Annotated in this window: 12 protein-coding genes and 2 pseudogenes; 10 read left to right on the forward strand and 4 right to left on the reverse strand. The window is 41.7% G+C overall.

The window, feature by feature from the left end:
* Window positions 1-111: 111 nt before the first annotated feature.
* The 6 genes and pseudogenes from PUQ00_RS11820 to PUQ00_RS11850 all read left to right on the forward strand — a co-directional run.
* Window positions 112-1,393, forward strand: a pseudogene (locus PUQ00_RS11820) (calcium-binding protein); the annotation flags it as partial.
* 150 nt (window positions 1,394-1,543) lie between these two features.
* On the forward strand, window positions 1,544-3,091 hold the full coding sequence (locus PUQ00_RS11830; RefSeq protein WP_300416325.1) for an FAD-binding oxidoreductase: 1,548 nt from the start codon (window positions 1,544-1,546) through the stop codon (window positions 3,089-3,091).
* A gap of 22 nt (window positions 3,092-3,113) precedes the next feature.
* On the forward strand, window positions 3,114-3,821 hold the full coding sequence (locus tag PUQ00_RS11835; protein WP_300416326.1) for an actin-binding WH2 domain-containing protein: 708 nt from the start codon (window positions 3,114-3,116) through the stop codon (window positions 3,819-3,821).
* A 38-nt stretch (window positions 3,822-3,859) separates the two neighbouring features.
* Complete coding sequence (locus tag PUQ00_RS11840; protein WP_300416328.1) at window positions 3,860-4,567, forward strand: actin-binding WH2 domain-containing protein; 708 nt, start codon at window positions 3,860-3,862, stop codon at window positions 4,565-4,567.
* Window positions 4,568-4,761: 194 nt separating this feature from the next.
* Window positions 4,762-5,166 (forward strand): NIL domain-containing protein, encoded by a 405-nt coding sequence (locus PUQ00_RS11845; RefSeq protein ID WP_300416330.1) that lies wholly within the window; start codon window positions 4,762-4,764, stop codon window positions 5,164-5,166.
* 131 nt (window positions 5,167-5,297) lie between these two features.
* A complete protein-coding gene (locus PUQ00_RS11850; RefSeq protein ID WP_300416332.1) occupies window positions 5,298-8,099 on the forward strand; it encodes an ATP-binding protein in 2,802 nt (933 codons plus the stop codon).
* Window positions 8,100-8,122: 23 nt separating this feature from the next.
* On the opposite strand, the pseudogene PUQ00_RS11855 reads toward PUQ00_RS11850, so the two are convergent.
* Window positions 8,123-8,257: pseudogene (locus PUQ00_RS11855) on the reverse strand (hydrogenase maturation protease); the annotation flags it as partial.
* Window positions 8,197-8,412 (reverse strand): hypothetical protein, encoded by a 216-nt coding sequence (locus PUQ00_RS11860; RefSeq protein ID WP_300416334.1) that lies wholly within the window; start codon window positions 8,410-8,412, stop codon window positions 8,197-8,199. The gene PUQ00_RS11860 and the pseudogene PUQ00_RS11855, both read right to left, overlap by 61 nt.
* A gap of 180 nt (window positions 8,413-8,592) precedes the next feature.
* On the opposite strand from PUQ00_RS11860, the gene PUQ00_RS11865 reads away from it, so the two are divergent.
* From PUQ00_RS11865 to PUQ00_RS11875, 3 genes are all read left to right on the forward strand, one after another.
* Window positions 8,593-9,717, forward strand: coding sequence for an AAA family ATPase (locus PUQ00_RS11865; RefSeq protein ID WP_300416336.1), 1,125 nt, complete (start codon window positions 8,593-8,595; stop codon window positions 9,715-9,717).
* Window positions 9,714-10,205, forward strand: coding sequence for a hypothetical protein (locus tag PUQ00_RS11870; protein WP_300416337.1), 492 nt, complete (start codon window positions 9,714-9,716; stop codon window positions 10,203-10,205). Before PUQ00_RS11865 ends, PUQ00_RS11870 begins: the two co-directional genes overlap by 4 nt.
* A gap of 138 nt (window positions 10,206-10,343) precedes the next feature.
* Window positions 10,344-12,464, forward strand: coding sequence for a hydantoinase/oxoprolinase family protein (locus PUQ00_RS11875; protein WP_300416338.1), 2,121 nt, complete (start codon window positions 10,344-10,346; stop codon window positions 12,462-12,464).
* A 122-nt stretch (window positions 12,465-12,586) separates the two neighbouring features.
* On the opposite strand, the gene PUQ00_RS11880 is transcribed toward PUQ00_RS11875, so the two are convergent.
* Window positions 12,587-12,934: a hypothetical protein gene (locus tag PUQ00_RS11880; RefSeq protein ID WP_300416339.1), complete on the reverse strand. Its 348-nt coding sequence runs from the start codon at window positions 12,932-12,934 to the stop codon at window positions 12,587-12,589.
* Between the two features lie 214 nt (window positions 12,935-13,148).
* Complete coding sequence (locus PUQ00_RS11885) at window positions 13,149-14,633, reverse strand: CIA30 family protein (RefSeq protein WP_300416341.1); 1,485 nt, start codon at window positions 14,631-14,633, stop codon at window positions 13,149-13,151.
* Between the two features lie 273 nt (window positions 14,634-14,906).
* Here PUQ00_RS11885 and PUQ00_RS11890 point away from each other — a divergent pair, with 273 nt between their 5' ends.
* On the forward strand, window positions 14,907-15,416 hold the full coding sequence (locus PUQ00_RS11890) for a pyridoxamine 5'-phosphate oxidase family protein (protein ID WP_300416343.1): 510 nt from the start codon (window positions 14,907-14,909) through the stop codon (window positions 15,414-15,416).
* Window positions 15,417-15,475: the final 59 nt, after the last annotated feature.

A 15,475-nucleotide genomic window follows, 5' to 3' on the forward strand; every position in this document is an offset into this window, starting at 1 on the left:
ATATCGACGCGTCATCGTTGTCAAGAGTATTGATTCTTTTTTAGCAGTTCTGATTGCAGTTTACCTAATTGATGACACGCCCTAAGCTTATCTACTGGAGCGAGTGTAGATTTGGGTAATATCTTGTTTAATGGGCAAACTAGCATCACGGATAGCTTTGATGTCTTCAATGCCAACTCCACCCAAAGCACTATCTTCAACAAGAACACAGTTACTTTCCTTAACGACCTCAACAATAATGTTAACGGCTTTGACAACTCAGATGATGTAATTAATGGTCAGGGGGGTGATGACATCATTGACGGCAAAAGTGGGAACGACTTACTGCGGGCTGGTGCAGGGAATAACACTCTCATCGGTGGCGCTGGTGACGATACCTTGAGTGCTAATGGTTACGATTCATCAGGCGATAACCTATTTTTTGGGGGCGATGGCAATGATTCTCTTGAGAACTCTGGCTCTGGCTCATCTACTCTCAACGGTGGTGCTGGTGACGATATCCTCATAAGTGGTTATAGCAATATCCTCATAGGTGGCGCTGGTGACGATACCTTGAATGCTGACTATTCATCAGGCGATAACCTGCTCTCTGGGGGCGATGGCAATGATTCTTTTGACTTATATAACTCATCAACTCATCTGGCAAAAACACCGTCAACGATGGCGCTGGTGACGATACCTTGGGTGCTGACAATTCAACAGGCGATAACCTGCTCTCTGGGGGCGATGGCAATGATTCTCTATTTGCCTCTGATGCCGTGGGTAATAATACCCTCAATGGTGGTGCAGGTAACGATACCTTGACTGCTAGCGGTCTATATACCAATAACCTGATCTCTGGGGGCGATGGCAATAATACCCTCAACGGTGGTGCAGGTAACGATACCTTGACTGCTAGCAGTCTATATACCAATAACCTGCTCTCTGGGGGCGATGGCAATGATTCTTTTGACCTCTCTGGCTCCTCTGGCAAAAACACCCTCAACGGTGGTGCTGGTGACGATACCTTGAGTGCTAACGGTTCATATGGCAATAACCTCCTCCTGGGGGCGATGGCAATGACAGTCTCTATAGGGGGGGTGGTACTGATACCTTTGCTTTCAATAGTTGCCACGAAGGTGTTGATAGTCTTTATGACTTCAACCCTACTACTGACGTGATTCAGGTATCGGCTGATAATTTTGGTGGCGGGTTGTCAACACCTTCACTCAAAGCGAGCCAGTTTACCATCGCAACATCTGCAACCACTAGTGAAGAGCGATTTATCTACAATGACATTACAGGTGCATTGTTCTTTGACCTTGACGGTAGTGCATCTGGGTTTACTCAGGTAAAATTTGCACAATTATCAGCTGGATTGTCACTAACCCAAAACAATTTTGTAGTTGTTTAATCGTCATTAGCATTTTACCATTACTAAACGATATCAGTTGTGAGGTGCTTCAAATAGCGCCTCGCATTCGATTGCTAAACATTGGTCATGCTCATATCTACTTTCTTCATTCTCAGGTAGTTTTAGAATGTAGAGTTGAATTTTTCCAAAATGTCTTTAACTGAAGAAATTCTTTCCCAATTACCGGGCGATGTTTTAGGAGGGTTGCGCCAAGGCGATCGCATCTTAACATCTCTGCGTGAAAACTCCGCACCTGTGCCAACGTTAGTTAAAGAAAGTCAACAGCCTTTAGGCGTTGTAGACTTCGATGTAATTATCTGCGGTGGCACTTTGGGTATTTTAATTGGTTGCGCTTTGGCGGTGAAGGGACTGCGGGTGGCGTTGATGGAACGGGGAATTTTGCGGGGGAGGGAACAAGAGTGGAATATTTCTCGCAAAGAATTAGATGTGTTTGTGGAATTGAACTTGTTAACAGAGGAGGAATTAGCAAGTGCGATCGCTACTCAATATAACCCAGCACGAGTTAGTTTTGATGGCGGTACAGAAGTTTGGGTAGAGGATGTTTTGAATATCGGCGTAGATCCAGTTTATCTACTGGCTACTTTGAAAACCCGATTTCTCGCCACTGGTGGAAAGTTGTTAGAAAACACACCTTTTACCGAAGCGGTAGTTCATCCAGATGGGGTGATGGTAAATAATCAATTCAAAACTCGGTTATTAATCGACGCGATGGGACATCTTTCGCCCATCACTAAACAAGCACGCCAAGGCAAAAAACCAGACGCTTTGTGCTTAGTTGTCGGAAGTTGCGCCCAAGGTTTTCCCGAAAATAACTCAGGCGACTTAATATTATCATTCACATCTTTGCAGAATCAATGTCAATACTTCTGGGAAGCCTTCCCAGCCAGGGATGGCAGAACCACTTACTTGTTTACCTACATGGATGCACATCCCCAACGTTTGAGTTTAGAAGCTCTGTTTGAAGAATATCTGCGTCTCTTACCAGAATATCAGGGAGTGGAATTGAGTCAGCTGAAGTTTCAACGGGCGCTATTTGGTTTCTTTCCCACCTATCGCCAAAGTCCGATAAAAACCCCTTGGAATCGCATTCTCACAGTGGGAGATAGCAGTGGTAGTCAATCTCCCTTGAGTTTTGGTGGTTTTGGGGCAATGGTGCGTCACCTGAAGCGTTTAACATTTGGCATTTCCGAAGCGCTGGAAACGAAACAATTATCTACAAAAGCGATCGCACTGCTACAACCCTATCAGCCCAGTTTGACTGTTACCTGGTTGTTTCAAAGGGCGATGAGTGTTGGTGTAAATCAGAAAATTGCTCCAGATCAAATTAACCAACTACTCTCAGTAGTATTTCAGGAAATGCAACAGTTGGGTACACCAGTACTAAAACCATTTTTACAGGATATAGTGCAGTTTTCGGCACTAACGCAAACACTGTTAAAAACTGGTTTATTTCATCCGGGATTAGTTGCCAAGATAATTCCGCAAGTAGGTTTAGGAAGTTTGTTAGATTGGATGGTGCATTACGGGAACTTAGGTGTATATACTGCCTTGTTTTCATTGAGTCCAATGTTAGAAATATGGATTAAGAATCAACCAAACGAACAACAATATTATTGGCATCGTTTTATTGATGCCTGGAAGTATGGTTCTGGCGGTGATTACTCAGATGAAACTTGAATAATATCTGGATGAGGATAACATGATTGAACGGAAATCTTTAGGAATAAAATACTTTGCAGTCCTGATTGGATTCCTGCGCGATCGCCCAAGTTTTCTAGAGGAAGTTCGTCAAGGTACAAGATTACCAACTAAAATTATTTCTTTGCTGGTTTGTAGTTCTTTATTTCTCGCCGCTTATGGTGGAATTATTGGTGCATATCATAGTTGGATGCAAGCTTTAGCTTCCGCCATTAAACTCCCAGCCCTTTATTTAATCACGCTGCTGATTTGTATCCCGACGTTGTTCTTTGCTAACATTATTTTCGGTTCCAAGCGGACTTTTGCACAGCATTTAGCATTAGTATTGACTGCGGTTTCAGTCACGAGCGTACTTTTATTCAGCTTTGCACCAATCACACTATTTTTCTTAATTACCACCAAGAATTACCAATTTTTAATTCTGTTAAATGTCTTGATCTTTGCATTAACTGGATTTATTGGTGTCTCGTCTTTATATCACGCCACGAGTTTAGTTTTAGAACAAGATAATGAAGGTAGTAAGACACGCCAAAAGATTTTGCAATTTTGGCTATTTCTTTACGCTTTCGTAGGCAGTCAGTTAGGATGGACTCTCAGACCGTTTTTTGGCACACCTGGTTCTGCCTTTGAACTGTTCCGTGAAAGAGAAGGTAACTTTTATCTGAGCGTTATTCAAGCTATTAGCTATCTTTTGGGAATCCGTAATTAGTCATTAGTAATTTCACAAAATATACAATATATAAAAATATGCTGAAAAAACAAAATCACGGAATTAAACAACTTAGCGTTTTAGTTAATTTACTCCGCGATCGCCAGGCTTTCTTAGAAGAAATTCGTCACGGAATCAGATTACAAAATAAAATCAGTTCTCTGTTCGTAACTAGTTCCATTTTCTTTGCCATTTATGGCGCAATTATCGGTGCATCTCACAGTTGGGCACAGGCACTATCTGGTGCTATTAAACTTCCAGCATTTTATTTATTAACACTGATTATCTGTTTTCCAACTTTGTTCTTTTTTAATGTTTTGTTTGGTTCACGGAGCAGTATTCAACAGCATTTCGTTGTGTTACTCACATCTGTATCAGTGATTAGCGTGCTTTTATTCAGCTTGGCACCAGTTACGCTATTTTTTCTGATCACTACACCCGATTCTTATCAATTTTTTAAACTGTTGAATGTGTTAATTTTTGGCATTACAGGCATCTTTGGCGTTAAATTCCTCTATGAAGGAATGCAATTACTTTCTCAACAAGATGAAGTTGGCAAAAAAACCCGCACTACTATTTTACGATCCTGGTTATTGCTTTATGCTTTTGTAGGTATGCAGTTAGGATGGTTTCTCAGACCGTTTTTTGGTGCACCTGACTCTAAATTTGAATTGTTTCGGGCGGTGAAAGGCAATTTCTATCTGGATATTGTCGCAGCGATTTCCGAAATTTTAGGTTTGCGTTAATCTAATATTTATATAGCAGTCTGCTTTGATTTTTGTTAGCGCAGCCTGGCGTAGCCATAATTATTTGCGTAGACAGGGAGTAGGGGGTGGAGAAGAAGCCTTTTCGCGGTGTACTAATTTTTTTCAAAAATCAAATACGAGTATTATATGTGTTTTAGATCGCGCTACAACAGAAAAAACCCTCTGCGAAACCTGTGAAAAAACGAGTAACACTCACCTTCCCGAAACGCGCCGTGCAAATGCCAGTAACTTACGTACTGGCCAAAGAGTTCAACGTCGCCGCCAATATTATCCGCGCCCAAGTTGCCCCAAATCAAATTGGCAAACTGGTAGTAGAACTATCGGGAGATATCGATCAATTAGATGCGGCGATTGAGTGGATGCGATCGCGCCATGTTAACGTTTCTCATACATTGGGCGAAATTGCGATCGACCCAGATGTGTGTGTCCACTGTGGCTTGTGTACTGGGGTTTGTCCTACGGAAGCTCTTACCCTTCACCCAGAGACATCCAAGTTAACATTCACGCGATCGCGCTGTATCGTCTGTGAACAGTGTATCCCCAGCTGTCCCGTACAGGCAATCTCTACTAACATTTAAAATTACCACATAGACCAGAGAGGATTGCCTATCCAACTTTCACTGCAATAAAGTCTTTGTTCAGAACATTAAGGAGATGGGAACTCTAATTAATAAGCTTAATTACAGTATCCCACCCAGCACTGCCAATCATGTCCCATCCTGCTGATGCCACTTTGGGTCAATCTTCTTACCCTCGCTTGACTAGAAGCCTAAGTGCTGTTGAAAGTTGGGGCTTTGGTTTGACAGCTCATATTTCCTGGACAGCATTGGTTCCAGCAATTCATGCTGCTCTCGGTTCCCAAGCCATTTTTGTCTGGATACCTGCGGTAATTTTTGGAATGCTGCTTAACTATCAGGTGAAACGCTTGGGCATGCATTTTCTAAACGTGGCTGGAGGAACACCTAACTATGCTACCAAGCTGCTGCAAAACTACCCCGAACTAGCTCGCTATGCAGCAATTGGATACCTCCTCAACTGGGTTTCCTACTTAGCAGTTAATACAATCGTACTCAGAGATTTAATTAAGGTGAATTTGGAGGCGTTGGGTATTGCCTGTCCAGACATATTTCTGGATATTGGCTTTACACTATTGCCGTTTATCGTGGCGTTTAGTGGTACTCGCGCCCTGAGTATTTTACATTTGTTTTTTGTAATTCCAGCCTTTGGACTACTAATCACCTTTTGTGTGCAGGGTCTGGGCTGGTTAGCGTTTTCTCCGGTTAGTCCGGGGTTTTTTCCTAGCAATTGGTCATCTTTGGGCTTCGTGGATTGGGCAAAGTGGTTCTTTTTCGTCACTTATGCAACCTACAGCTGTGAAACGGCTTCTTCCTTTGTCGCTGATAGCCGCCACCCCACCCAGACGCTGCGCTTTTTAGATGTTGCGGCTTGGATGATGCCACCCATCTTTTTGGGGGGGTCTTGGGTAGTGATGCGGTTAGCAACAGATCCAAACCTCCAAGATAATGCTTTTATGAATCTTGTGGCGGCTTCACAGCCCTTTTGGGGAAAATCAGCTGCTGTAAGTGTTTCCTTTTTGCTAGTAGCTTCTTGTCTGCTAGGTTCGGCAACGGTCGTTTCTAATTGCCCAAGGATTTTGTATCAGCTAGCCTTAGATAAGCATATTTCACCAGTATTTTCCGTTGTATCACGTCGGGGTGTATTTGTCCCAGCTTTGACCTTGACACTGATGTTGTGCTTGGTCTATCTGATTTGGGGAGATGTAGCGCGAATCGTGGCTGTTGGTAACATTGGGTGGTTTGTCTGCTTTATGTTATTCCATTTAGGGCTTTGGCTCCGGCGCGCTCGCCCGGAAGTTTTGTTTCCTCGCATATCTCTAGGCATTCTGCTATTAGAAGTTGTGGTGCTGGTGGTGGGCGGACTTGCCTGGGGTTGGCTCAACTTGCTAATTGGGCTATTATTTCCCATTGGTGTCATGGGAATAGATGCAGTAATTCGCCGCGTGCCCTTCGCTCCATTCCATCGCAGTTGGTGGATGCGGCGATATCGCACGCGCCCTGTGGTAATTATTAAGGACTCAGTAATTCTTCAGGTGAGCATCCTAATTTTTTTACTGTGCAGCGCAGTGGGAGTTGGCTGGTTATTTGGTGTCAAACTTTATAAAGTTGAAACTGCGGCAGGCGAAAATCTATTTGTGGTGCTGCTGATGAGTGTGGCATTTGTGGGAGTAGCGATCGCTTGTTGGACAAGTTTACCGCAAGTGGTGGCGATCGCAGAAGCACGAGAAGCCGCCGAACACCTGTTTACTGTCGCTCAGGATGGTATTTTAGTCGTGGATGCTCGAGGCATTATCCAGCAGGCTAATCCAGCAACTGAATCTTTCTTTGGTGTCAACCCCTCTGAGTTGCTGGGAAATCACCTCAACAAATGGCTACCTGCATTAGTCTACTATCCAGACCAGTGGACAAAACGCAGCGAACAAGCCTTACTCCGCAATCGGAAAAACCAAATCCTGGAAGTTTCGATCTCAGACCGACCCCATCAGAATTTTCAGGAGTATGTCGTCATTCTCCACGACATTACCCAGCGCAAACAAGCAGAAGAAATATTGCGACACTCAGAAGCACAATTGCGCCAAGAGGCAAAGCACCTAGCATCTCAACTGGTGCATAGTGAAAAAATGTCCAGCTTAGGGCAGTTGGTAGCAGGTGTAGCGCACGAAATCAATAACCCAGTTAACTTTATCTATGGCAATATCACTTTTGCCAATCAATATATCCAAGATATACTTAGATTGTTGCAATTATACCAGCAAAACTATCCTAATCCAGTCACCGAAATTCAAAAAGAAACAGAAGCCATCGACTTAAATTTCGTGATCACAGACTTGCCAAACTTGCTAACTTCTATGACAGTTGGTGCTGAAAGAATCACAGAAATCGTCCTATCTCTACGAAACTTTTCCCGCTTAGATGAAGCAGAGATGAAAGCTGTGAATATCCATGAGGGTATCGATAGTACGTTGATGATTCTGGAACATCGCCTCAAACCTAAATGTGACTCTCTAACAATTGAGGTGATCAAAGAGTACGGCGACCTACCATTAGTAGAATGTTATGCCGGACAACTGAATCAGGTATTTATGAATCTTCTAGCAAATGCGATCGATGCAATTGAAGAGTCATTAGTCATTAGTCATCCGTCACTTGTACAAGACAGAGGACAAATTCGGATTCATACTAAACTTACCAGCGAAAAGCAAGTAGTTATTCGCATTGCTGATAATGGTTTAGGCATTCCAGAAAACGTACAAAAACAATTGTTTGAACCATTTTTTACCACTAAACCTATTGGGAAAGGTACAGGATTAGGTTTATCTATTAGTTACCAGATTATCACCCAAAAACATCAGGGAAAATTACAATGTATTTCTGCTGTTGGACAAGGTACAGAATTTGTAATTGTAATTCCCCTAAACCAGCAAACTATTTAATTGTCAACATCATCTAACGTAGTTAAATTTTTAACCAACTCTGGGGTGAGTTGATGGACAGCAATAGATTTCACATTTGATAGATGCAACGCTTTAGCTACTCGTTGCCCAATGCCATCATCACTACGCAACTCATTACCATAAACAATTGCGGCGATCGCACTTCTGGTATTTGGCTAGCGATGGGAAGTCCTACAGATACATAAAGGCAAGATAGCCAGCTTTCACTTTTGCCTGCTTGTCGCAATTGCTCGAAGATGGTAGCAATCTTGGCGCGACTTCGCATCACGCCGATGAAAGCAAAAGGGAGCAATACAACTCCCCTTTATTGAGGATAGCGTTTGTTATGAAAGTAAATGTAATCTAATATGTAGCTAATCCCTCTCTCGATCAGCAAAGCACCCGAATTCACAGACGTTCGTGGCAATGCTTATTCACTACTTAGGGAGATCAAAAGGTTCTTTCACTTTCCACTCCTCGGAATCGTTTTCCTATGCTCCAAAGACTGTATATAAACAACTTCAGATGCCTAGAAAACTTTGAACTGACCATAAAGGGGATGCCATCTGCTCTCTTGATTGGAAAAAACAGTGTAGGTAAATCAACTATTGCCTCTGGATTAAAGGTACTTCAAAATATTAGTCGAGGCATCAATAGAATGCGCGAACTTGACTCTCTTAAGCTTATTGGTCCGAAAGATTTTACTCTGAGAAGATCTGATGTACCAATCCGCATTGAAATAGAAGTATTACTTAACGAAAAATTATATAAATATGTCCTGGCGTTTGACTTGCCAGAAAAATTTAAAGAGCTGCGAGTTTTTGAAGAGCAACTGTTAGTTTCAGGAAAACCAATTTACTCTCGAAAAGAAGCTCAAGTCACTCTTCACACTAGCTCACAAAATCGTGAAGCTCAGTTTCTGGTAGATTGGCATCTTGTTGCCCTTCCAGTCATTCAGGAGCAATCAGAAACAGATCCGCTTCGTATTTTCAAGACTTGGCTTGCTCGCATGATCATTTTAGCCCCGATCCCAAGCTTGATGACTGGAGACTCCAACGGCGAAACTTTGGAGCCAAAGCCAGACGGTTCAAACTTTGGGGAGTGGATTTCTGGGTTACTCAGTCGCTATCCTGCCGCCTACACAGAGGTTGATAAATATCTCCGAGAAGTTATACCTGACATTCAGGATTTTTTTAATGAACCAATCGGCAAAGACTCCAAAAGCATGATCGTTCGGTTTGAAGCAAATAATGCAACTCTGAGTGTTGACTTTGAAAGCTTATCTGACGGTGAGAAATGCTTTTTTCTTTGTGCTGTCGTTTTAGCTGCCAACAAGTTCTATGGACCACTTTTTTGCTTCTGGGATGAGCCTGACAACTATCTCTCCTTGTCAGAAGCTGGAGATTTTATCACATCACTGCGACGCTCATTTAAAAATAGTGGTCAAATTTTCATGACTTCGCATAATGAAGAAGGAATCCGAAAATTTTCAAATGAAAATACCTTTGTACTTGATCGAAAAAGCCACTTGGAGCCAACTTTAGTGAGATTGCTCAGTGATATGTCTGTTCAAGGTGATCTTGTAGATGCCTTGATTCGTGGCGATATAGAAATATGAGCAGCAATAAGCATAAACCGCACATTCTTGTGTTGCCCGAAGATGATGCTAATCGCCAGATTGCGAACGGATTTATTCTGGATATAAACCTCGATAGCCACGCTATTCAAGTCCTATCAGAGGCTCGTGGTTGGGAAGATGTTGTGGAGAAATTCACGAATTTTTATGCCTCTACAATGCGACAATATCCACATAGAATGATTGCTTTGCTGATTGATTTTGATGAGAATGAAGATAGATTGAGTTATGTAAAAAATAAGATTCCAGATGAATTAGAAAATAGAGTATTTGTTCTTGGAGTATTATCTGAACCAGAGAGGTTAAGAAAAGATATTAAGAGGAATTTTGAAAAGATCGGAGAAGCTCTTGCAAAAGATTGCTCCGATAACACGAATAACTTATGGGGACACGATCTTCTCAAACACAATCAAACTGAGTTAACTCGGATGATTTTCTCTGTCAAACCGTTTCTGTTTAATTTGAAATGATGTTAGTGAATGGCAAATGCCTAGCTTTGTGCTGCAACAGACGGAACTGAAATCTCGGTAGTGATGTAAAGGGGATCTGCCGCCGTTGAGCTTTACCTTTACATGATAGGCTATGATCGCAATACAGGACACAGAGCAATGTTGAAGGTTTTTGCTGACCGTGGTGGTACATTCACAGATATTGTTGCCGTTACTAATAATCAGGCAATTATAGATAGACTCTCAAGACATCCTGAACGTTTTTTAATTGTGATTCTGCCTAATCAGCAATGGATTATAGTCTACAAATTACTTTCAGAAAATCCCGAACAATATCAAGATGCAGCCATCCAAGGTATACGGGATATCATGGGTTTTTCCAGCAACGAACCCATTCCTACTGAAGGGATAGAAGTAGTAAAAATGGGGACAACAGTAGCAACAAATGCGCTGTTAGAACGGAAAGGCGATCGCGTTGTTCTTCTGATTACTAAAGGCTTTAAAGATGCGCTGCGAATTGGCTACCAAAACCGTCCTAATATCTTTGCTCGTCATATCGTTTTGCCAACCATGCTTTATGAGCAGGTGATAGAGATTGAGGAACGTTATGATGCTAACGGAAATGAATTAATACCGATAAATATTGAACAAGTTAAAAGTGACTTACAAGCAGTTTTCAACACAGGAATTCGGAGTTGTGCTATTGTTTTTATGCACAGCGATCGCTATCATAACCACGAACAACAAATAGCCAAACTTGCTTTAACAATCGGTTTTACTCAAATATCCGTATCCCATGAAGTTAGTCCGTTAATGAAGTTGGTTAGCCGAGGAGATACAACAGTAGTCGATGCTTATTTAACTCCGATTTTACATCGCTATGTCAACCAAGTAGCGAGTCAGTTACCCGAAGTCAAATTAATGTTCATGAAATCTGACGGGGGTTTAGTCGCAGCCCAACAATTTCAAGGCAAAGATAGTATTTTGAGCGGACCGGCTGGTGGTATTGTCGGCGCAGTTCAAACTAGTAAAAGGGCAGGTTTTAAGTTAGTTATTACCTTTGATATGGGAGGAACAAGTACAGATGTTGCCCACTTTAAAGGAGAGTATGAACGAGAACTAGATTCGGAAATTGCTGGGGCGCGGATGCGAGTTCCGGTATTAGCAATTAATACCATTGCTGCTGGAGGCGGTTCAATTCTCTTTTTTGATGGTTCTAGTTATCGTGTCGGCCCTAAATCTGCTGGATCAAATCCTGGGCCTGCTTGTTACCGACGCGGGGGGCCATTAGCGGTTACTGATGCCAATGTGATGTTAGGCAAAATCTACCCGCAATATTTTCCCTCGGTTTTTGGAATTGATGGCAATTTACCTTTAGATAAAGATACTGTTATTCAGCAATTTACACAATTAACCGAAGAGATTCAAGCCGCTACATTAAATCATTCTACTCCCGAACAAGTCGCGGCTGGATTTATGGCGATCGCAGTGGAAAATATGGCGAATGCAATTAAAAAAATCAGCCTGCAACGGGGTTATGATGTCAGCCAATATGTGCTTTGTTGTTTTGGCGGCGCAGGCGGGCAAGTTGCTTGTTTAATTGCCGATACTTTGGGAATGAAAAAGATATTTTTACATCCTTATGCTGGTGTTCTTTCTGCTTATGGAATGGGATTAGCTGATGTCAGAGCGATTAGAGAAGCGGGAGTAGAACAGCCTCTCACTCAAGTATTAATTCCTAAATTACACCAGTTAAGTGAATATCTAGAAACTCAAGCTAGAAGTGAAATAGCTCAAGTGCGTAGCCAAGTAGAAATAGTCCAAAAAGTTAACTTAAAATATGAGGGGACTAACTCTACATTAGGCGTTAATTTTACTGATGAAGTAGCAATGATGCGGCAAGAATTTGAGGCTGAACATAAATCCCGTTATGGTTTTATTCAATTAGAGAAAACCTTAATTGTTGAATCAGCCTCAGTGGAAGTTATTCAGAAGATGGAGACTCCTGAAGAACCTTTAATTATTCGTACTCGCCCTTTAGATGAAGCTCCTACATCTGTTGAGACAGTAAGAATGTTTAGTACTAATAGATGGTATGATACTCCTGTTTATCGGCGGGAAAATTTACAACCAGAAGATAGTATTAATGGACCAGCGATTGTTGTCGAAAAAATTAGCACAATCGTCGTTGAACCTAACTGGGAAGCAAGATTAACTCAACGTAATCATTTAATTTTGCAACGTCTTGCATCTAACCGTTCATCGAATTTTAGATTTTAAATTTTGGATTGAAGATTCAAAATCCAAAATTATGTAATATGAATTATTTGTTTACAGCGAAAAATAGGTATAAGTAGATGCTAAATTAAGAGGCTAAAAAGTAGAAAGGGTAATTTAAATATTCAGCGAGTTTCTAATTTAGAAACTCGCTCCTCTAATTTGTTAACTTGTTGCTTCAATTCAATCACCAAAGTTGCTAGCCGATCAAACATCCGATCTTGCTGTGATAAATTCCCTCTGGAACCACTTGACTGTCGTGGGGTAAGTGTTGTTCTTCGGGATGGAGACTGATGGCTTTGACCGAGTTGAGACTCTATCTGGTTTAATCGCGACTCGATACGATTAAAGTCCGCTTCCAGGTTGTTGATGCGGGACTCCACTTGCTGCGATGAAGCAGTGTTTGCAAATAACCCACCCCAGATAATTGTTGCTAAAATCCCAGCAAGTACTAGCACTTGGATTTTTTTCATGTCAATAACTAAAGTCTTACAACAGTCTATTTAGACAAGATATGTTGGTATGGCTACAGAGTATAAGGGGAGCATCTCAGTGAAAGCAAATATATTCGGTGATAAACAAGATTCTTGCTCCCTCTCCGAACCCACGAAGAGGCTTGAGGTGAGGTTTTACAAGGCTTTTTACACTCATTGAGATGCTCCCAAGTATAAGTAGTAGATACTTGACTTATTTATCTTGTTCTAAGTTAGAAAATAGCTTCTGCCAATCGATAGAGTTAAGAGTATTATCTCCTTGTTTTACCTCAAAGGTGACATTAGAAGCGATCGCTAGTTTTAGCGCTTGCACACAAAGTTCTGCCACATCCTCACGGCTGATTTTGCCCTTAATATTATCGCCTTGCTCAAATATTAATTCCTTACCCCCTGGTTCCTCAGTTAAAGCACAAGGTCTAATAATTGTATAAGGAATTCCGCTTTCTCTTAAACTATCTTCCCCCTTCAACTTCCAAGTTAAAATTCCTCCCAATTGGTCATTTAATTTCACTGCTGGGGGTTCTTCATCTAAATTAATGCCGGGGCGTCCGGGACGAGTCACACCTGCTGAACTGACGAGGATAAATTGTGGTAAAGTTGTCCCGCCGTAAGCTTTAATTGATTCCAACTCCAAAGCAAAACCACCGGCAGAAAATTTGGGATTCAAAGCACCATCATGTTCAAATTTGCTTAACATCAGTTGAAATGAACAAACTCTATTCTGCTCAAGTAGTGGCGCATCTTTAACAGTTTTTGCTCGAAAGACGGGAATCAAATCTGCAAAGGGAATATGAACATCTATCCAGGTATTAGCTACGGTATCGAAAGAATAGCTATAGCCAATGCCATCCCATTTTGTATCTGTCCGTAGGAAGATTTTATAACGCTGACCGTCACCTTTGACGCGCAATTTCACACCTTCATCACCAGATAAGTTGAAAGGTGGATCAAAATTTTTGGTTCTGATCGAGGCAAATCCGCCAGAGTTATCGGTGGAGACATTACCAGCAAATAAAGCTGTATTTTCCCCTAATTGGATATTACTGGCACTCACGCCACCCATGACGACATCATCCAGCGCCCTCCAGTTATCCTTTAATTCTGCTGATGGCTTTGTGAAATCAAATATCGGTTTTTCGTTTGCTTGGGGTAAATATTTTGCGGCGGCTTGGACTAAGTTTTTGACACCTTGATATTCGACATTTTCTGGAGTATCGCCAACAATTTCTGGTTGGTAAAATTTCACACCTTGATAATATTTGGCTCTATCTGCTGTGTCTCCCTCAACTGGTTGCACACGTACGGCTGTGCAACAAACTACACCTTGGATATCAGCCATAACTAAAGGAGTTAAAGTTTCCGGTTGAGTGATATCCGCAACTACAAAGTCTATATCATTACCAAGAATTGACCGCGCTTTGTCAATGTCTCGAACTAGTGCGCGAACTTTATAACCCGCTTCGAGCGATCGCCTTACCACTCGTTTACCTACACCACCTGTTGCACCTGCTACTAATATTACACCCACTTTTCTTCCTCCATTGGGTCTATCTTGATTATCCTTCGGACGACCTTGGATTAACTGCTGTACCCAGTTAAGGAAAGGAATTACCTCAAAGTAAGTCAGGGTTTCGATAAACCTGCCTAAATCCCATTGAGAACGATTTTTGTCAGTCATATTTGCGTCCTCACAACTTTCTTCAGTTTAGCCCAATGTCTGTTTCTCCAAATCCTCCGGTACTCATAACTTCGATAATCCTGAGTTGCTTTAATTAGGGCAAAAGAGATACCTGTAACCGATCACCTGTTACCTATTCCCTTCAATGAGGGGGACTAGCTACAATTAAACCAAATCTTTGGCATTTCATCCGGCAGCTACGCTCGTCGTCGATATCGCTCAATCACGTTAGGATACTTAATTAGGTATTCCAAATCAAATGGTAATTTACTTATGAGTCAACTTGAAAACATTCAAGCTGAGTACGAAAAGTTTCCTGAAGAATTTGAGAGTGTAATCATTAGCACCGTGAGCGCCCAAGCAATACCCAATGCTAGTTATGCTCCATTTGTAATCGATGATTCCAAGAATATCTACATTTACGTCAGTGGTCTTTCGACTCATACCAAAAATCTCTATGCCAATCCTCATGTTAGTGTCTTGTTTATCGAGGATGAAGCCAAGAGTAATCTAATTTTTGCCCGTCGTCGTTTGAGTTTTGATTGTACGCCAACTTTGATCGAGCGTGAAACTGACGAGTGGAATCAAATTGTTGAGCAATTTCAAGGGCGCTTTGGTCAAATTATCGAGGTTTTGCGCGGCTTGTCTGACTTTCGGATTTTCCAGCTAACTCCGAGTGAAGGTCGTTTTGTAGTTGGTTTTGGGGCAGCCTATCACATCAGTAGTGACAACCTCCATCAACTTGTTCAGATCACAGGAGACAGTGAGCAAAAACAAGGATAAATTATGAATTAGTTTAACTATATGTAAATTAAATATCAAACAGCTTGGGGGAGATAAAC

This window comes from Nostoc sp. S13 (assembly GCF_029379315.1).
Classification (GTDB): Bacteria; Cyanobacteriota; Cyanobacteriia; order Cyanobacteriales; family Nostocaceae; genus Nostoc.